The organism is Acinetobacter sp. Ver3 (assembly GCF_000632455.1).
Taxonomy (GTDB): Bacteria; Pseudomonadota; Gammaproteobacteria; order Pseudomonadales; family Moraxellaceae; genus Acinetobacter.
Genome location: NZ_JFYL01000053.1, coordinates 1 through 18,723, shown reverse-complemented (window position 1 = coordinate 18,723; position 18,723 = coordinate 1). Strand labels below are relative to the sequence as shown.

15 protein-coding genes and 1 pseudogene are annotated in these 18,723 nt (G+C 38.1%); 3 read left to right on the top strand and 13 right to left on the bottom strand.

The genetic code is table 11. The features are described 5' to 3' along the window. Positions 1–12 precede the first annotated feature (12 nt). The 6 genes and pseudogenes from CL42_RS12305 to CL42_RS12280 form a co-directional block, all read right to left on the bottom strand. Complete coding sequence (locus tag CL42_RS12305; RefSeq protein ID WP_035268940.1) at positions 13–1,920, bottom strand: hypothetical protein; 1,908 nt, start codon at positions 1,918–1,920, stop codon at positions 13–15. A 12-nt stretch (positions 1,921–1,932) separates the two neighbouring features. Continuing rightward, positions 1,933–3,189, bottom strand: a complete 1,257-nt coding sequence (gene filE, locus CL42_RS12300; RefSeq protein WP_035268938.1) for a putative pilus assembly protein FilE — start codon at positions 3,187–3,189, stop codon at positions 1,933–1,935. Beyond that, a complete protein-coding gene (locus tag CL42_RS12295; RefSeq protein ID WP_035268936.1) occupies positions 3,189–4,856 on the bottom strand; it encodes an OmpP1/FadL family transporter in 1,668 nt (555 codons plus the stop codon). The genes filE and CL42_RS12295 overlap by 1 nt, the downstream gene beginning before the upstream one ends. A 12-nt stretch (positions 4,857–4,868) precedes the next feature. Then, positions 4,869–6,077 (bottom strand): annotated as a pseudogene (locus tag CL42_RS12290) (hypothetical protein). Between the two features lie 65 nt (positions 6,078–6,142). Continuing rightward, positions 6,143–6,976, bottom strand: a complete 834-nt coding sequence (locus tag CL42_RS12285; protein WP_035268934.1) for a C39 family peptidase — start codon at positions 6,974–6,976, stop codon at positions 6,143–6,145. Positions 6,977–7,159: 183 nt separating this feature from the next. Further along, positions 7,160–8,029 carry a DUF6160 family protein gene (locus CL42_RS12280; protein ID WP_035268932.1) on the bottom strand — a complete coding sequence of 290 codons (870 nt, stop codon included), beginning with the start codon at positions 8,027–8,029 and terminating at the stop codon, positions 7,160–7,162. 246 nt (positions 8,030–8,275) lie between these two features. Between CL42_RS12280 and pabB the strand changes: the two genes are divergently transcribed. Then, complete coding sequence (gene pabB, locus CL42_RS12275) at positions 8,276–9,622, top strand: aminodeoxychorismate synthase component I (RefSeq protein ID WP_035268930.1); 1,347 nt, start codon at positions 8,276–8,278, stop codon at positions 9,620–9,622. Between the two features lie 48 nt (positions 9,623–9,670). Here the strand turns inward: pabB and hisC are convergent, their stop codons facing one another. Both hisC and hisD read right to left on the bottom strand, forming a co-directional pair. Beyond that, positions 9,671–10,762, bottom strand: coding sequence for a histidinol-phosphate transaminase (gene hisC, locus CL42_RS12270; protein ID WP_035268929.1), 1,092 nt, complete (start codon positions 10,760–10,762; stop codon positions 9,671–9,673). A gap of 150 nt (positions 10,763–10,912) precedes the next feature. Continuing rightward, entirely contained in the window at positions 10,913–12,214 is a 1,302-nt protein-coding gene (gene hisD / locus CL42_RS12265) for a histidinol dehydrogenase (protein ID WP_171076792.1), read from the bottom strand. 165 nt (positions 12,215–12,379) lie between these two features. Here hisD and CL42_RS12260 point away from each other — a divergent pair, with 165 nt between their 5' ends. Beyond that, positions 12,380–12,706 carry a hypothetical protein gene (locus tag CL42_RS12260; protein WP_051586609.1) on the top strand — a complete coding sequence of 109 codons (327 nt, stop codon included), beginning with the start codon at positions 12,380–12,382 and terminating at the stop codon, positions 12,704–12,706. Positions 12,707–13,049: 343 nt separating this feature from the next. Here CL42_RS12260 and hisG read toward each other — a convergent pair whose 3' ends face one another. The 5 genes from hisG to CL42_RS12235 all read right to left on the bottom strand — a co-directional run bounded on the left by hisG (position 13,050) and on the right by CL42_RS12235 (position 17,389). Further along, positions 13,050–13,751: an ATP phosphoribosyltransferase gene (gene hisG / locus CL42_RS12255; protein WP_035268927.1), complete on the bottom strand. Its 702-nt coding sequence runs from the start codon at positions 13,749–13,751 to the stop codon at positions 13,050–13,052. A 4-nt stretch (positions 13,752–13,755) separates the two neighbouring features. Then, on the bottom strand, positions 13,756–15,015 hold the full coding sequence (murA, locus tag CL42_RS12250) for a UDP-N-acetylglucosamine 1-carboxyvinyltransferase (protein ID WP_035268925.1): 1,260 nt from the start codon (positions 15,013–15,015) through the stop codon (positions 13,756–13,758). A 7-nt stretch (positions 15,016–15,022) separates the two neighbouring features. Beyond that, positions 15,023–15,274 carry a BolA family iron metabolism protein IbaG gene (gene ibaG / locus CL42_RS12245; protein ID WP_035268923.1) on the bottom strand — a complete coding sequence of 84 codons (252 nt, stop codon included), beginning with the start codon at positions 15,272–15,274 and terminating at the stop codon, positions 15,023–15,025. A 142-nt stretch (positions 15,275–15,416) separates the two neighbouring features. Beyond that, complete coding sequence (hpf, locus tag CL42_RS12240; RefSeq protein WP_035268921.1) at positions 15,417–15,749, bottom strand: ribosome hibernation-promoting factor, HPF/YfiA family; 333 nt, start codon at positions 15,747–15,749, stop codon at positions 15,417–15,419. 188 nt (positions 15,750–15,937) lie between these two features. After that, entirely contained in the window at positions 15,938–17,389 is a 1,452-nt protein-coding gene (locus CL42_RS12235) for an RNA polymerase factor sigma-54 (RefSeq protein WP_035268917.1), read from the bottom strand. A gap of 460 nt (positions 17,390–17,849) precedes the next feature. Here CL42_RS12235 and CL42_RS12230 point away from each other — a divergent pair. Next, positions 17,850–18,723: amino acid ABC transporter substrate-binding protein (locus CL42_RS12230; RefSeq protein ID WP_035268915.1), on the top strand; the 874-nt coding region annotated here is incomplete at its 3' end.

Below are 18,723 nucleotides of genomic sequence, written 5' to 3'. Positions count from 1 at the left end.
AGTTTTTTTTGGTTAAGCTTTTCGACCTATTTGATAACAAGGTGTTAAAGCAATTTCAATTGTTCCTGTTCTAAGCTTTGCTAGATTAAGTTGTTCAGTCGTTGGTTTATTCTCTGGAATCGAATTGTACGTGTGTTGGTATGTCGCATGCGTATTCACCCATTCAGCTGCGGCTGTAGAGCCCTTAGTATCCCAACTCGTGATATTAATACCCGCTCTTATGTCATTATTTACGATTAAGTTTTGTAAATTTAAACGTACACCTCCAGATGACACAAGTTCACTATTAGAATCGACTCCAAAGTCTGGTCTGTTATTTAGTCCAGCTCTGACCCCATTTAGGTTCCCAAAAATTGGATTCGCTAGAATCATACGTATTGTCAGAGATTTATCATTTGCAGTTGAATATGTTGTGCCTGTCGTACCAACAATGAATTGTTGAACATCCAATTCATCGGTCATGGTTGAAGTATTCTTAATGCTTGGACAAGTGGTAGATTGTAAACTCGATGCAGTACGATTGGTTCGTATATCTCCATTTTCATCAATGACGATACTCACTGTTTGTGATGGAATCGTTTTATCATTAAAGTTAAACACTAAATCTGCGTATAATGGGAAAATAATTTGATCCCCAGCTTCAACATTTTTACGTGTTTTGAACACTTTACGATCTAAATAGCTCACTGGACTGTATTTTAGAATATCAAGCTTACCTGTATAGCGCTCAGAATTGACATCTTGACGCCACTCCCCATATACCTCAGTGCTTGTAGGTGTATCCTTGCTGCCTAAGAATCCTTGATAAGCATACTGATTACCAGGAATAATGGATTGACCAAACAGAGTTCCTTTATAGATTTCTAATTTGTCATTTGAAGATTCAATACTTTTAAAAACTAAAGGTTTTTGTATTTTTTGTGAGATATTATTCAACCAATCTTTTGAATTAGAAACGACATCTAATTTTTCAGGTGGTACTTGATTGATTAATAATACTCGTGCTAACTCTTCTGAAGTATTACTACCCGTAACAATTGGTTTCCCTCTCCACTGTGAGAGATAACCACTCGTATAACCTTCGCGCGTAGTAATTACGCTCATATCAGCAATTGCTTGATTATTGTTTAGGCTTGAGCCGTGAAACCCTGCGAAATTAGTATTTTGTCCAATAAAGAGTAAGTGATTGGCCTGATAAATACCCACACTTCTCATTCTAATGATCTGTTGTGCTACTTTTTCCGCATCATCAATTGATACCTTATCGACATCTAACCATGGTTTCAGGATCTGAACATAACTGCCATTTTTGAACTCATTGGCCGTTATATTTTGGCTGATCACTTGAAGCCCATCCAAATTGTCTTTTGACAGCACAACTTGCTGTATATCACCAGGCACATTACTGATTTGATCTACACCTAATGTTTGCAAAATTCGTATAATTCCGACCATTGCATTATAGGTAGGATCGGACATATTAAAATTTTCAATTGGCTTACCAGTTAGCCCTTGAGCCATATCTTGCACACCAATCTGAATATAAACATCGCTCATTTTCTTAGGCACAATTGAACCTAGATCGACCGTCCCTAACTCAATTTTTCGAGCACTGGCTTCACCCTGAATATAAAATGTTACTTTGTCTCCCACTTTGCATGAACCAATCGCAACATTAGGATCGAGTTCAGTTCGATAGTGATTCAATTTGTCAGTACTACAATCGAACTTTAGTCCCTCTACAGGATAGTCCAAGACAAATCCCAGACAATTAGCATCATTTGAGGTTAAACAACCATTAGAGGTTGTAACGGAACCACGGTTAGGATCTTCATTTATTTTAGCACTCTCTCCACCACATCCAGTCAATGCTAAAAAAAGCGTGGAAAACGTGAATGGGATAATATTAGACTTTTTCATTCTAGTTCTCTTTTATTTGATGGCCTTGAGCTTTAGCTGACCAGTATTCACGAGTTTTTGATTTTGAATATCAATTGATTCGACTAAAGGGGTGAGTAATAAATATCGTGTTTGAGGTGGTTTTTTTAATATACCTTCGAGTGCAGAGTATGTCGTGACGTTGGCTTGAGTATTTGTACTTTTAAAACCAGTCGCTCCCTCTAAAATGCAACCTTGCTGATCCAAAAATACTGCAATCGGCCAATAAAAAGTTGGGTTATTTTGAGATGAAGCAAATGATTGAATTTGAATCTGATCAATTGATTCATCTAACTCCACCACCTCGTAAGCAAAACGTTCTTTCAATGGCGCAACTGGCCATAAACCAATTTCACCTTGAGCACCCTTCAAACGCTTAGCTTTCTGAATTTTTTTATCTTCAAAACATGTATGTTCCAAAGATTCTGCAAGATCTTTTGCTTCAATACGCATGTACGTACTCGATAAAGCCATTGCTTCTTTCGCTGTAGGCTCTGTCGGCCGTAGGAACTGAGATAAAACGGCTTTGGTAATCCCTTTTTGTCGCTCAATCGTTTCAAAACGAGCTGCACCTACACCCTGCGTATCAGGAACTACATAAAACCGTTTTCTTCCTTCCAGATTAAACTCATGATCCTCAAGATATTCATGATCAATGTATTCAACACCATCAATCACAGTTACAGGACTTCCTGTTTCAGCTTTCAGTGAACCACCTGCGTTTTTGCTATCTGAAATCTGCTCAACACGTTGAAGGCTTTCTTTAGAATTTTGATCGTGTGTAGATTTATTTTTTGTTAATGACTGCTCATGTTTCGTATTGACTTTAGTCTGTGCAAGATCAATTTTCGTCATTTGATCTTGAGTCTTTTTTTCAACACTCACTGTTGATTGTTCAACATTGTCATTTTGACTGCGCCCAACTGATTTGCTCGCTGTAGGAGCTTTAATACTCGGCTGAGCGATTTCAACATGTATTTTTTTAGGCTCATCTGCTGGTTTTTTTTGAATGATTTTTGGCTGAATATTTTCTCTTTGAACTGATTTTTGATTTTTAATAGATTCGTTTTTTTGAGCACTAGATGCAGCTCTTTCGATGACAATCGGTCTGCCATCTGGACCTATAATTGTGTAAAAGTCTTGGGCATACAATGTAGGACTTACTAAAAAAGAACCTGCACATATAACACAACCGAGAGACTGGCTCACTCTTGTTTTTATTTGTTTAAATTGCTCAAGATTTAAGTCCATTACCATCTCGTTCTATAATTAATACCTAAAATCGTAACTTTGGTATTTGTCGATACATTTAAGCCTGCATATGGATTAAGTAATAAATTATCCACGGCGTCTAGATTGGCTAGGCTACTTGATCCCGCTGGAATTCTATCGCGGCTACGAAGGAACCCGACTGATAAATCAATATCTGTATCTTCATCAAAACGGTAACCAATACCCAATCCAAACAATTGTGCATTATTGATCGGTACCATTGTATTCCGCTTTCCATCTGGAATCGCACTTGTTCTAGGTTCATAACCAGCACGGAATTTCAAACGGTCATTGGCAGAATATTCAACGCCAACGCCCCAACTCCATGGAGATTGAAAACCTAGAGGCAGAGATAAAGAAGAGTCTGTTACATCATTAGATAACAGTTTTGCAATCTTCAGAGCAGAAATTTGACGATCGAACTCAAATTTAAACTTATCCCAAGCCGCATAGTCAGTCCATCCCACATCGAAATTTACCTGTAAGTCCGGGAATACTTTGTACTTAATCCCTGCTTGGAAATGTGCTGGATATTCTAAATCCATAGACATTAGACCAGTTTCAATCGCAGGTACATAGTTCGGAAAACCAAGTATTGTTGCCAAAACTTGCCCCGTAGGTGAGGAGTTTAGTCCTTTGATTAATTCTCGGGATGCGTTTCCATTTTCTACAATATATTTACCCTTTAAGCGCATTTTAGCACCGCTTTGGTAAACCAGCCCCAAACCAAACTCTTCAGTAGGTTCCCACAAGACACCTAGGTTGTAGCTTGGAGATAAACTCTGCTCCAGTTCAACATTGATCTTTCCAAAGGTTGAAAATGGATTCATGCCCTCATTGGTATTACATAAGCCGAATAGCAAAATATTCGTGACAATATTGTCATTTCCTCCACGGAAAGGGGCACAGACAGACTCATCCACCATCCTAAGAAGACCTATCATTTCATTTGGAAAACGCAAATCTGTTTTCATGGCAATGGCTTGATAAGACATTCCCACTGAAGCACCAATCGAAAGTTCATCATTTACTTGATAAGCAATCGATGGCGATAAATATGTAATACGCTCCATGGCAACTTGCTGCCCCATGAAGTTACCCGGATTACCATCTTCTGCACCGAAACCTGCAACCAGAGGTGCATAAACTGCAGTAGCGAAAGTAAACTTAGATCCTGGTGGATTGTAGGAGATCCCTCCAGTTGGAGCTGCTACTGGCCATCCTTCTCCTAAATCCACCATTTTTTTCAATATGGGAATATATAAGGATGCGTACTCGACATCACCTCTCACAGAATCCTTAAAATCAGTACAGAGGTTTGATGGATTATCAAGCGCATCATTACAGATTAATGGATCATCAGAATATCCAAAGACGTCATAACCTGATGGCGCGGAAAATTCACGCTGAATATCAAAATTAGCAACTAAGCCTTGAACGTCGGTTTGTAACCCTTTGAGTTTGGTTAAACCCGCAGGGTTAAAGTGAATTGCACTAATCCCGGGTGGATCTGCAGTGACAGCATTACCCATTGATAATGAGCGTACATCTACAGATAAATTCTGCCCAAGGTGTGCAAAGACTTGCGTACTACATCCACTCAGAACAATTGCTGTAACTAAAGGATGCAAACGGAATTGACTCATTTCCGAACTCCTTTAGCTTGCTTTTTTCTTACCGAAGCCAAGTATATCTAATGGGAACGATAGGCCGAGAGAAACATCTGGAGAGTCTTCAGTTAAACCGATACCTATCGTTCCATTGACAATCGTCTTCGGACTAACACGTACACCGAGTGCCACCGCAAACATAGAGCTGGTCTGAGTCGCAGGCTCGTAATATTCACCTGTATCATATGTAAATTTGGTACCCATGTTCATCGATTGCTGATAAGACATGGTCAAGGAGACATCATAGTTAAATGAATATGCAAACCCGAACGAGAATCCAGCCGTAACACCGGGTTCAAAAGTATCTAAAACACGGTTACGCCCAGTTAAACCTTCACCTTGAGTATTTCCTCCCCCTCGGATTTGATTTAAGCCAGATTCTTTAAAACCATAATTTGTTGATACTGACGCAAACAATACAACTGGATCAATATATTTTCTTGTACTTGCACCAACACCAACTGAATAATACCCCTTACCTGTTGAGAGATCCGTTAAAGGATTAATTTCATAGGGGCTATCACCTGTTTTTGTCGATAGATTACCAAACAAAATAAGTGGCAAACGACCTTCTTTCAGTGGAAATGGCTCTCAACGCGCCCCTAAACTAATATCACCCAAACCAGCAGTGGTCGTATCTTTGACACTATCAGACTTTGCAACCAATGGAATTGAAGCGTTTAGCGTGATGTTATCTCTTAAACCATATTGCGCTGTGATGGTATTGGTAATCGTATGATTTGCATCTTCATCAATACGAAGTTGATACAACTGTCCTTCATCGATCGAAGCATTTATTTGTGAATCCCGATAGTACGAATAATCAAGATCATAGAACGTTGAAAACTCACCACGCTTAATCAGTGAATATTGTCGCTCATTAGAGGAAAAAACTTCCTGCAAGTTAGTCTCTTGCGTCGCATCACCTTCTTTTTGTTGGAGCGCATTTGCAGCCTGCCCTTCAACACCTGGCTTAAGAGAAGGTGTTGCATCAACATTTTCAGTAGATTCTGCCGTATAACTTGATTGTGCTTGTTCAAGCTCGGTCGCCGAACTATTTTCAGTATTATTTTGAGTATCTTGAGAAATATTCTCTTCTGATGGAGCTTCAACTGTTTCGGGTGCTGCATAGACGCCTGTGACAATCATTTGAATACTGATTGCGAGTAGCGTTCTTTTCGTCCATTGATTATTCATTTTACTTCCTACCACAATTCTTCATTATTTGGATTTTGTTTCAATTCAATTTAATTGCATTTAAATTACTTACGTTTATAGTAAAGCCGCATATATGTTGTAATGGGTTGATTATACGTTGGAGATTTGGGATCAAGATCTAATACTTTACGCATAGTTGAGGCTTTATCTGCGATTTTATTCATATAATCTGACGAAAATTGTGCATCAACTAAGGCGTAACGGTTAATTGTTGCATCATCGACATGTCTTAAATCTGTTTCTTGTAATGCCAATAGATCTGTCTGTTGAGATTCAGGAACGTTCACTAAAAATAAGGTATTGTTTTCCCAAATTTCTTTAAATCGTGCTTCATCAAAACTGATATTTCCTAATGCAGGGTCAGCAACATAAACCCTTCCATCTTTATATGCTTTGTATACAACAAAGTGCTTAAAACCTGCATAGTGAATTGGAACAATAGCAGGTTGTGTCTGTTTAATCAGGTCTTTGAATTCACCACGGTAACCCCCACTTTCATAACCTAACGCAGTGACGAAGCGCTTCATATCCAATAATGAAAAGCTTCTACGCTCAATGATTCGATCATACTCGCCAAATCGCAACAATCCCTCCATGGTTTGTTGTTCTGTCAAATTTAGACCAGCGTGACCATTAAGAACTGTCGTCAACGCCGCAGAACCACAACTATAGTCATACGCTTGACGGACTATTCCTCTAAACTGATTTTCGATAGCCGGCTTGATAGCTACAGGTTCACGGTGATTTTTTGTATAAGATAGATGTCGTGAGTCTGCAATCTCACTGTAATAAACTGCTTCGCGTGGTTTTTCTTTAATTTCGAGAGCATGACTCGCAAAAAAATACATAATTGCAGAGCCTAAAGTAATTTCTATCATAATGTTAACTGTTCTAGTTCGGCGTACTTGCGTTTATGATTCTGTAGTTGGAGTTTGCACTCACATTTATTCTTATATTCAGAATACCTTTTTCATCCTAAAAATACAGTACTTTTACTTTTTAATTTCAAATTCGCAAAATTTAAAAAACGCGTGATCAACACGCGTTTTTTGTATAAAAACTTAGTGACCAGAAATTTTGATTGAAGTGCTACCCAAATTCAAACCTTGAACTTCGATTGAACCGATACTCTTATTAGCTTCACCTAAAGAAACTTTTTGGATGTAAGCATTCAATGGTGATTGAGCTGGGCTGATATATAATCCATCTTTTGTTACACCAATTTTGGCGTCAGCATTCAGGTTTTTACTGCCTGAACTTGTAACTTTCAAGCCCTCGATTCCAATGCTACCACCACCCGATGTAGATGTATCATTAATAGTTAAGCTTGTAGTTAAACCACCAGTGATTTCAGAATCAACGACAATCATAGCGCCTTGAGGTGCATTACCTAATTGAACGTTTGCTTTGGTTGCACCCAATGATAATGTTAATCCTGTAATAATTTGTTTTTCAGAACCTTCAACAACACCACGAACATTGTCATCAGAACTGTAAGTGCCAGAGCTTGCAACCCCAATAGAACCAACATTGATGTCTAAAGCACCAGTTTCAGCAAGAACATTAAGTACCGCTTGACCACCAACATCTGCGGCATCAACTTTCAACGTTGCTAAGTTTTGAGTATTTCCAGTACCCTTTGAAATCGTTAAACCGTTAACCGTGATTGCACCAGCACCAATTGTTGGATCAGCAGTGCCAGCTGTATTAATGGTCGTATCACCGAATGTCAAAGCGCTATTTGTAAAACCATCATTATCATGAATATATAACTTATCGATTTCGATACCAGCAGTTGTATCAATGGCAATAGTAATACCATCTTGACCAGTCGTTGCGCTGAGTGATGCATCATCCATTGCCTGCATCGCCATAGCATTCACGCTCACCGCCATTGAAGAAACTAAAGCCAATTTTGTGAATAATTTCATTATGTACTCTCCCAAGAGCATTTTTTTCATTTTTTTGACTGCTCTCCGTGTTTCTGAAGTTTTTATAATTTAACTACTGAAACTTCATCCTTGAGCAGTTCGCTTTGCAGTATTAAGTTAACCTTATGTTATCTTATGATCAATATCTGTTAAGAAAATTCGACCTATTCCCGATAAATGGCATAAGTGTGAACTAGTATTAAATGGGTGATGCAAATTTTCTGAAAAGAGTGTAACAAGTCACAAATGGTAAGTGCTTCATTTTTTAAACAAAACTTAAAAATTTCAGGACTAAGTAAAGCTGATTTTTTGCAAAAAATTGGTTCATTGACAGGATTGGTATATCTTGAAAATCAGGATTTACCGATTATCGGATTTTTGCCAAAAAAATATTGCGTTTATATAAACGGCGGATTCAGTCAATTTGTGCGTTGCTCTGATTTTAATTATCAGTATGAAAGCCAATTTTCTTCACTCAAAGATTTTGTTCAATGTAGCGAAAATTCACTTTCAGATTCTGCAAGCCATTATTTCAGAGGCGGTTACATTGGTTACTATGATTATAATTTTGCAGCAAATTTTCAAATCAACACCAAAGTAAAAAAACAACCACAATTGTTTTTTGGCTTGTATGAAAGCTATTTGATTTATGAAAATAATGATTGGGTTTTCTATAGCACTGAACATAATGCCGAGTGCCTTTATACACGATTATTAGACTGTTTTCAGCAATCTAGTCCATCATCATTTCAACTCAGTTCACCCATGCAAGCACGTTGGACTAAACAACAATATCGAACTGCATTTCAACGAGTACAAGATTACATTGTTGCTGGGGATTGTTACCAAATTAACCTAACTCAAGAATTTGTAGCACAAGCTGAAGGTGAGCTACTGAGTATAGCTAAACCTTTTTGGGCACTCACAAATGCTCCTTATGCTGCTTATCTTAAAATTGATAACCTTGAACTTTTGAGCTGTTCACCTGAGTTATTTATCGAGTTTAGACCCAATAAAAAAATGATCACTAAACCGATCAAAGGCACCATGCCACGCTTTAAAGATCCTCAAAAAGACCAAGAATCAAAACAAACACTCATCAACTCTGAGAAAGATAAAGCCGAAAATCTAATGATTGTTGACCTTCTCAGAAATGATTTAAGCATTTATGCAGAAACTGGCACTGTCAAGACACCAAAATTATTTAACATTGAAAGCTTTAATCAAGTCCACCACATGGTCAGTGAAATTGAAGCGACGTTAAAATCCGATGTTCATCAATTAGATGTTTTACACGCAGCGCTCCCCGGCGGTTCAATAACGGGGGCACCCAAAATTCGAGCGATGGAAATTATTGAAGAACTTGAAGAGTCCCCACGCGGTGCATACTGTGGCTCTATTGGTTATTTCAATTTTGATGGTACTGGTTCTTGGAATATTTTGATCCGAACGATTCAAAAATATCAGCAAGATGTGTCTATTTGGGCTGGTGGTGGTGTCACAATCAGTTCAGATTGCGATGCAGAATATCAAGAATGTTTTGATAAGGTTGAAGCCATGCTAAAACTGATGAATCAATGGTACGAATCATAAAAAAGCGACCTATCTGGTCGCTTTTTCAACAACAAAAATTTGCAGCACTCACACTTTTAAAATGTCATTCTTCAAGGTGTCTACTAAACGTTGATTTTGCTCATCTGTACCAATGGTGATACGCAAATACTGATTAATACGTGGTTTATTAAAATATCTTACGATAATGCCACGCTCTCGCAATTCATTTGCAAGCTGACCTGCATCTTTGCTAGGCAGTGTTGCAAATATAAAATTTGCGGCAGAAGGCAACACATCAAACCCTAAGGATTTCAGTTGCTCAACTAACTTTATACGACTAGCAATCACTTTGGCATTTTGCGCTTCGAAATAGGCTTGATCCTCGAAAGACGCCACTGCAGCGGCAATCGCAAAACGGTCCATTGGATATGAATTGAAGCTATTTTTTACCGCTTCTAACGCTGCAATTAAATGCGGCTGTGCAATCGCAAACCCGACCCTTAATCCCGCAAGCGAACGTGATTTCGAAGTTGTTTGACAGACCACCAAGTTGTCATATTTTTCTACGAGAGCCACTGCAGATTCAGCACCAAAGTCTACATATGCTTCATCAATCACAACCACTGAATTTGGGTTCGATTGAAGTACTTCCTCAATTGCAGACAAACCAAGTGCAATACTGGTAGGGGCATTTGGATTGGTGATAATGATGCCGCCATTTGGTTGCTTATAGTCATCCACAACAATTTCAAATTTTTCGTTTAAAGGCAAAATTTGAGTTTTCACACCAAAAAATTGGCTATAAACAGGATAGAAACTGTAGGTAATATCTGGATAAAGAATTGGCAAATCTTGAACAAAAAATGCCTTAAAAATATGAGCTAAAACCTCATCAGAACCATTACCAACAAACACGTGTCCCACTGGAACATGTTGCTGTTTCGCAATTGCTTGCTTTAATTCCGATGCGTCAGGGTCAGGATACAAACGTAAAACATCCGCGCCATTTGCTAAAACTTGTTGTACCGCTTCTACAACTTTTGGAGATGGTGGATACGGGTTCTCGTTGGTATTCAATTTTAAAAGATTTTGGATCTTGGGTTGTTCACCAGGCACATAAGGCTCTAGTTCACGTACTTCGGGACTCCAAAAACGCATTTGCTCTACTGTAATATTCATTTTTAAATTCTCTAAATTCCCCTCACTGACTAAGGAGGTTAGGGAGAGATTTTTTAATTACCTTCACCTAACCTCACTTGCATTTCGATTTCAAGCAATGCTTAAAAACAGATTTAGAGAGGAATATTCATTCTAAATTTATCGCTTAAATTACTGATAACGATATCGTGCTGAACGAGCGTGAGCATCTAAGTTTTCTTGCTGTGCAAGAATATCTGCTGTTTTCGCTAAGGTTTTCACGCCATCCTCTGAACACATGATTAAGCTTGAACGCTTTTGGAAATCATACACTCCGAGTGGTGATGAAAAACGTGCCGTACCCGAGGTTGGCAATACATGGTTCGGACCTGCACAGTAATCACCAATTGCTTCAGGCGTATAACGCCCCATGAAGATAGCACCTGCATGGCGAATACCTTCAGCCATTTCTTGTGCTTCATCTAAACATAGCATCAAGTGTTCAGGGGCAACTTGGTTGATCAATTCTGCACCTTCGGCACGGTCTTTAACTAAAACGAGCGCACCACGATTAGCAATAGAAGTTCGTGCGATTTCTGCTTTAGGAAGTGCTTTTAAGTGCTCTTCAATTGCAATCGCGACATCATGAAGCAGTTGCTCGTCTGGCGTAATAAATACAGCTTGAGCAACAGTATCATGCTCCGCTTGAGACAGAAGATCCATTGCAAGCCATTCTGCATTATTGTCCCCTTCAGCATACACTAAAATTTCTGAAGGACCTGCAATCATATCAATACCTACCTGACCAAATACGGCGCGTTTTGCTGCTGCAACAAAACGATTGCCAGGTCCAGTGATTTTGTCTACTGCTGGAATGGTTTCAGTACCATAGGCCAATGCTGCAACCGCTTGTGCACCACCAATCGTAAATACACGAGTGACACCTGCCAAATACGCAGCTGCCAACACCAATGGATTTAAATCACCATTTGGTGCAGGCACAACCATAATAATTTCAGGTACTCCTGCGACGTGAGCAGGAACAGCATTCATGAGTACTGATGATGGGTATGAAGCCAAACCACCTGGCACATAAATTCCAACACGGTCAAGCGGCGTCACTTTTTGACCTAAGGTGTTACCCAAAGCATCAACATAGGTCCAACCATCTTGTTTTTGTGCCTGATGGAATTCACGGACACGATTTGCAGCTAACTCTAAAGCTTCTCGAACTTCAGTCGTTAAATGATCAAATGCAGCTTTAAGTTGCTCTTGTGTCAGTTCTAAATCTGAAAATTGATGCGCTGGATGTCGATCGAACTGCTGAGTAAGTTTAAGAACATGAGCATCACCATGTTGACGAACATCGGCAATGATTTGGTCTACTGTTTTTAAAAGTTCTGGGTCACTCACGGTTTCAAAAGCGAGCAAGTCAGCAAAGTCTTGCTTGAAGTTTTGATCTTGAGTCGATAAACGTCGCATCAATTTATCCACAATGAAATTAAAGGGAAGCTTTAGTTTACCTGTTTTCTGTTGATTTGTGGGCATCTTCATTCAACCAACTCGTATAGAGATCATTGAAAATAACTTTTGATTAAATTGAATTTTCTTTTCAGCTATATTCTTAAAATTATTCGTTTTTATTCGAGGGAATTTTAGATGAAAGAAATAGAAAAATATGTTGGATACTATTTAGGTGTTTATGTCGTTGTTTTAGCTATTTGTGGATTCTTTCAATACTTTTATTACTGTCAAGGTCAATCATTGATGTGTGCCGTTACTAAAACTGGAATCGTGGATATAGTAACTGTAACCGCTTATGTACTGACGCCAATAGTTGCAATTATCGGATTCTTAAATTGGAAAATGCAGCATAACTCACTAATTCTTGCAGATGAAGCTAAAGAATTACTCATTGCAATTAATGATGATATTAGAATATTTACAGATATCTCATCTTTTTTAGAACTATTAATCCTGATTTAAAAATTCAGGAAATATATAACGAAGATATTTCACATTTTTTAAGAGACTTATCCACTAACTCATCGAAAATACTTTCCAAATCAATGATACTCTATGAATTAAATGATGATCCTAATTTCTTTAAAATAAGAAATGATTATTCCTTTTTCTTAAACCAACTTGAAAGAACAATATTTAACTGCTTAAATCACAATTTATCAGCAGGTGAAATATTAGATATCCTTGATTCTTATAAAAATTTATTTATGAAAAATAATAAGATCTATAAACGGCAAGTTAGAAAATATATTCTAGCAGAATAAAAAAACCGCCCTTTCGGACGGTCTATCAAACATAAATTAAATTATGCTTTTTTAGCTGCTTCACGTTCATCCACCGCTTTTTCAAGCTGTGCAAGAATCGGATTAAGTAAGGCTTGCTTACGCTTAAAGCTCGCTTTGTTCACGATTAAACGAGAAGACACTTTGCAAATTTCTTCAAGAGGCTCTAAGCCATTCGCGCGAAGTGTATTACCTGTGTCCACGACGTCGACGATGTAATCACCCAAACCAACCAATGGTGCAAGCTCCATCGAACCGTAAAGTTTAATCACATCAACTTGCTCACCTAAGCTCGCATAGTATTGACGCGTCAAATTCACGTACTTGGTCGCGATCTTCAAACGACCTTTCGGACGCTCCATACCCACTTTGCCCGCTGTCATTAACTTACAGTTTGCAATTTTAAGATCTAATGGTTCATAGACATTTTGTGCACCATGTTCCATCAGTACATCTTTACCTGCAACACCAATATCAGCCGCACCATTTTCTACATACGTTGGTACATCAGATGCACGTAAAATTAAAATTCGAACATGTTTATGCGTCGTAGGAAAAATTAATTTACGCGATTTATCTGGGTCTTCTAAAAGATTAATCCCTGCTGTTTCTAGCAATGGCAATGTCTCTTTTAAAATACGACCTTTACTTAATGCTAAGGTTAAACCATGATCAAAATTGCCCATTACGTCAAAATTAGGATCATCGTTTCTCATATCGCTCATTAACTTACTCGCTCACTCGCTTAATTTGGGCACCTAAACCTTGTAATTTTGCTTCAACATTTTCATAACCGCGATCAATGTGATAAATACGGTCAATTAAAGTCTCTCCTTCAGCAGCTAAAGCAGCCAAAACTAAAGAAAATGAAGCACGCAAATCTGTTGCCATAACAGGTGCAGCTGAAAGTTTTTCAACTCCTGTTACAACTGCATCATTACCTTCAACCTGAATATTAGCGCCCATACGTGACAATTCAGGTACATGCATAAAACGGTTTTCAAAAATCGTTTCTGAAATTGTTGCAAACCCACGACCGATTGCATTGACCGCCATCAATTGTGCTTGCATATCTGTTGGAAAATCTGGATGAGGCAATGTACGGAAACTAACGGCCTTAGGACGCTTACCCATCATATCGAGTTCGATCCAATCATCACCGCGCGTAACTTCTGCACCCATTTCTTCAAATTTATCCAACACTGATTCCATCAGCAATGGATCTGTATGTGTCGTTTTAACTCGTCCTCCCGTAATAGCAGCAGCCGCTAAATAAGATCCTGTTTCAATACGGTCAGCAACAACTGAATATTCACAACCATGCAAACTTTCTACGCCAGTGACGATTAATGTATCTGTATCTAAACCTTCAATCTTCGCACCCATCTTAATGAGCATTTGTGCAAGATCAGTGATTTCAGGTTCACGAGCCGCATTACGGATGGTAGTAACACCTTCTGCTAAAACAGCAGCCATGAGGATGTTTTCTGTCCCACCCACAGTAACCATATCGAAAACAACTTCACCGCCTTTTAAGCGACCATCAACTTTTGCATTGACATAGCCTGCTTCGACTTCAATTTCCGCACCTAAAGCTTCTAATGCTTTTAAATGCTGGTCAACAGGACGTGAGCCAATAGCACAACCACCAGGTAAAGATACTTTTGCACTACCGTAGCGCGCCAGCAATGGGCCAAGCACCAAAATAGACGCTCGCATAGTCTTTACGAGTTCATATGGTGCAAATTGATTATCAAGGGTTGAAGTATCAGCGACAACAGTGTCACCTTCATACTTCATGGTAATCCCAAGACCTGCAATTAATTTTACAAGCGTATGAACATCTTTAAGCTTGGGTACATTTCTGAGCGTAATTGGTGTTTCAGCAAGAATCATTGCTGCTAAAAGTGGCAATGCAGCATTTTTTGCACCAGAGATGCGAACTTCGCCTTCTAGTCTTTTACCACCAGTGATTAGAAATTTATCCATTTATTCCTTAAGCTCCGAAAAGACTAGCTTTGCGCCATTCTTCTTTTGTCATTGCGCGTATGGTTACAGCGTGAACTGCACCACTTTTAATATATTCGTTAAGAGGAGCATAAACTGCTTGTTGACGAGCAACTGTTCTTTTACCTTCAAACAGATCATCTACAATACGGAGGTCAAATTTCCCACTTTGTCCACTTACAGCAACATCAGCAGAAGGGAAAGCAGCTTTTAAGATTTCAGTGAGCTGTTCACTATTCATTGCAAAGACCTCTCATGGGACGATCGATTGTGTAAAAACGGATTATTTTACTATAACTCATTCAATGAATTCATCTGCTATACAATTTATCTATAAAAAAAAGAGGCAATATACCTCTTTTTTTATTTTCAGCTACAGACCGTCATATAGGCAGCGGCTGAAAAGCCATTTGCATTTTACGATATCGCATTAACTGTCTTTTTATTTTTTCAGTCAATTTTTTAATTGATGCATACATATCATCGCCAGATGCCTGAGCAAATAGTTCGACGCCGGGTAATCGCACGATTGCTTCAGCGATATGATTCGAGCTTCCTTTTTTCGAACGCTTATCGACTTGGTGATCCTTTGTGAGTTTCACCTGCATACTATTGACCTGATCAAGGTGCTTGGTCATTTCGGCGAATTTACAACGAATATTCTCTTCTATTGCAGGAGTAATACTTAAATGATGTCCACGAATTGTTATTTGCATAATCCTATCCCTCTCCTTCTAAAGGATTTGATTGAGTTAAGCCATGTGATTGCATGACAGAACATTCAACATAGAATTATTCTGCAAATTTAAGTCATGAAATCATGCTGGCTAAACCTCGTGTAACTAAAAAAAAGAGATTCATTATTTCGTCATAATGAACCTCTAGAATAATCACACTTCAAATTTCAGATCAAGACTTTTCGATCGGATGATGCAGGAATATGTAACGATTCGCGATATTTTGCGACTGTACGACGTGCAACATCGATACCATCCTCATTTAACAACTTAGCTAAACTGTTATCAGATAATGGTTTTCTTGGGTTCTCTTCAGCAATCAACTTTTTAATTTTTGCTCGGATCGCAGTTGAAGACGCTTCACCACCTGACGTTGTTCCAACATGGCTTGAGAAAAAATATTTAAGTTCAAACAACCCTCTCGGAGTAAGCAAATATTTATTGGTGGTTACACGAGATACTGTTGATTCATGTAACTCAACCTCCTCCGCCACATCTCTCAACACCAAAGGTTTCATTCCTTCAGCACCCAACTCTAAAAAATCTCGTTGATGCTGAACAATACATGTCGCTACTTTTAAAAGCGTTTTATGGCGCTCATCTACACTTTTAATAAAATTTTTAGCATCAAGCATTTGATTGCGTAAATATTGATTATCTGCACTTTGATCAGCTCGACGAATCATATTTGCATAATAAGGATTGATGCGTAATTTTGGCAGAATATCCGGATTTAAGTGCACATGCCAACTGTCATTTTTCTTTGCCACCACCACATCAGGTACCTGGTAATCAGATTCTTTATTCTCAAACATTAGACCTGGATAGGGTTGTAATGATTTTAAAAGTTGTATTGCTGCTTTTAACTGTTCAAGTTTAAAACCTGTTTGCTTCAGTAATTTATTTAGGTCATTGGCAATCAATAATTCATAATGCTGCAATAACAATAACGCGTCATTACGGCAAGGTAAGGTATTAGGCAATACTTGAAGCTGAACATATAAGCATTCCACAAGATTGCGTGAACCAACGCCAATCGGCTCTAGTCTTTGTATATGTTTCAACACCACTAAAATTTCATCAATCTCAACATCTTCTTGAATATCCATCTGTGCGAGTAAAGTCAGCACTGCGTGGTGAATTTCTTCAACGCTCTCATCTAAAAAGCCTTTTTCATCCAAACCATCTACGATGCAATAGGCAATCAAAAGATCAGTTTGGGAGAAATTTAGGAGATTAACTTGCTCTAAAATATGATCTTTCAGTGTATTTTGAATTGAACGATTATCCTCACGTTCTTCATATTCTGGTAATTCCATTGATGATGATTGATGAGTATAGACATCATCCCATTCAGTATCTACAGGTAAATCATTTGGCAAATGATCTGCATTTAATTCTCGAGTAAGATCACTAGCAGACTGCTCCTGATTCAACTCCTCCAAACTTTGCATTGGGGAATCGTCTTCCACTTTCTCAAGTAAGGGATTACTATCCAACTGCAATTGAACTTCTTGCTCCAACTCTAAGCTGGATAATTGTAAAAGTCGGATCGCTTGTTGGAGCTGGGGTGTCAAAGACAAAGAATTGGATACTTTTAGTCCTAACGCTAATTTCATAAATCATTACCCCCTAACATCGTTATTATTCAAGCAATAATCATGCCTACAATTCTTATAACATAAGTTTCAAGTGTTATGTTAATCAATTAGTCTTAATTATTAATAAAAAATAAGGATAAAATACATTATAATTCAATCACTTTTTTTTAATTAATATTCAAAAAAATATGAGCACTCAAGTTTAAATTTAAAAAAAATAAATTTTTTAGCGTTATCTGCAGTTATGGTTGATTAAAAATAAACCACTTACTCATGATCAAGGTGTTATAAGCTCATGATTTATTTCGCGTTGATCAAAAAATCTAAATTCATTTGAATTTCGAGTATTTTTTATTCTTTACTTATTCTCATAGAAAGTATAAAAATAATTAATAGTTTATTTTGAATAGATTTCAACCAAATTTGAGAACTGTCAAAATTATAAGAACGATGCACTACAAGACATGGAGATTTCTTGATGAAAAGTCTATCTGGTAAAGTCCTTCTCAGCGCATTAGGCTTCATCATCGCTGGCGGAACAATGAGTCAAGCCAATGCCACTGACACGATTGCGAAAATCAAAAAAAATGGAAAAGTGATCATCGGGTATCGTGAATCTTCTGATCCAATCTCATATATCGTGGGTGGTAAACCTATGGGATATGCCATCGATATCTGTAATAACGTAGCTAACGAATTAAAAAAAGACTTAAAACTCCCCAACTTAAAAGTTGAATATAAAGCGGTTACTTCTTCCACGCGAATTCCTGAAATGCTCGCTGGAAACATTGATATGGAATGCGGGACGACAACCAACTCTGTCCAGCGACAACAGCAAGTCAACTTCTCTACAAATTACTTTGCCACTGAAGTACGTATGGCAGTCAAAGCTTCAGCACCTTTCAAAGATTTAGGTGATTTAAATGGTAAAGCCGTTGCCACAACGCAAGGAACAACCTCGGATAAATATATTAAAATGGGTGCACGAGGAGAAAAAATAAAAGTTACCAATGTCTATGGTAAAGATCATGCTGATTCTTTTGCAATGGTCGCTTCGGGACGTGCAGCTGCATTTGTTATGGATGACAATATTCTTGCAGGGCTCATTGCCAAATCATCAAAACCTCAAGATTTTAAAATTGTAGGTCCAGTCCTTTCGTCAGAACCTTACGGAATTATGCTGCCTAAAGGGGATGCCAAGTTTAAAGCGATTGCAGATCGTGTGGTAACTGGAATGTGGAAAAATGGTCAAATGGATACCCTTTATAAAAAATGGTTCTTATCACCTATTCCACCACGCAATATCAATCTAAACATGCCTATGAGTAGCTCATTTAAAAAATTAGGTGGTG

What these genes read in the sequence shown, in the direction of transcription:
- CL42_RS12305 (WP_035268940.1), bottom strand. Translation starts at nt 1,920, where the DNA reads ATGAAAAAGTCTAATATTATCCCATTCACGTTTTCCACGCTTTTTTTA.
- pabB (WP_035268930.1), top strand. Translation starts at nt 8,276, where the DNA reads ATGGTAAGTGCTTCATTTTTTAAACAAAACTTAAAAATTTCAGGACTA.
- CL42_RS12280 (WP_035268932.1), bottom strand. Translation starts at nt 8,029, where the DNA reads ATGAAATTATTCACAAAATTGGCTTTAGTTTCTTCAATGGCGGTGAGC.
- CL42_RS12235 (WP_035268917.1), bottom strand. Translation starts at nt 17,389, where the DNA reads ATGAAATTAGCGTTAGGACTAAAAGTATCCAATTCTTTGTCTTTGACA.
- CL42_RS12295 (WP_035268936.1), bottom strand. Translation starts at nt 4,856, where the DNA reads ATGAGTCAATTCCGTTTGCATCCTTTAGTTACAGCAATTGTTCTGAGT.
- hpf (WP_035268921.1), bottom strand. Translation starts at nt 15,749, where the DNA reads ATGCAAATAACAATTCGTGGACATCATTTAAGTATTACTCCTGCAATA.
- hisG (WP_035268927.1), bottom strand. Translation starts at nt 13,751, where the DNA reads ATGAGCGATATGAGAAACGATGATCCTAATTTTGACGTAATGGGCAAT.
- murA (WP_035268925.1), bottom strand. Translation starts at nt 15,015, where the DNA reads ATGGATAAATTTCTAATCACTGGTGGTAAAAGACTAGAAGGCGAAGTT.
- hisC (WP_035268929.1), bottom strand. Translation starts at nt 10,762, where the DNA reads ATGAATATTACAGTAGAGCAAATGCGTTTTTGGAGTCCCGAAGTACGT.
- CL42_RS12260 (WP_051586609.1), top strand. Translation starts at nt 12,380, where the DNA reads ATGAAAGAAATAGAAAAATATGTTGGATACTATTTAGGTGTTTATGTC.
- ibaG (WP_035268923.1), bottom strand. Translation starts at nt 15,274, where the DNA reads ATGAATAGTGAACAGCTCACTGAAATCTTAAAAGCTGCTTTCCCTTCT.
- filE (WP_035268938.1), bottom strand. Translation starts at nt 3,189, where the DNA reads ATGGACTTAAATCTTGAGCAATTTAAACAAATAAAAACAAGAGTGAGC.
- CL42_RS12285 (WP_035268934.1), bottom strand. Translation starts at nt 6,976, where the DNA reads ATGATAGAAATTACTTTAGGCTCTGCAATTATGTATTTTTTTGCGAGT.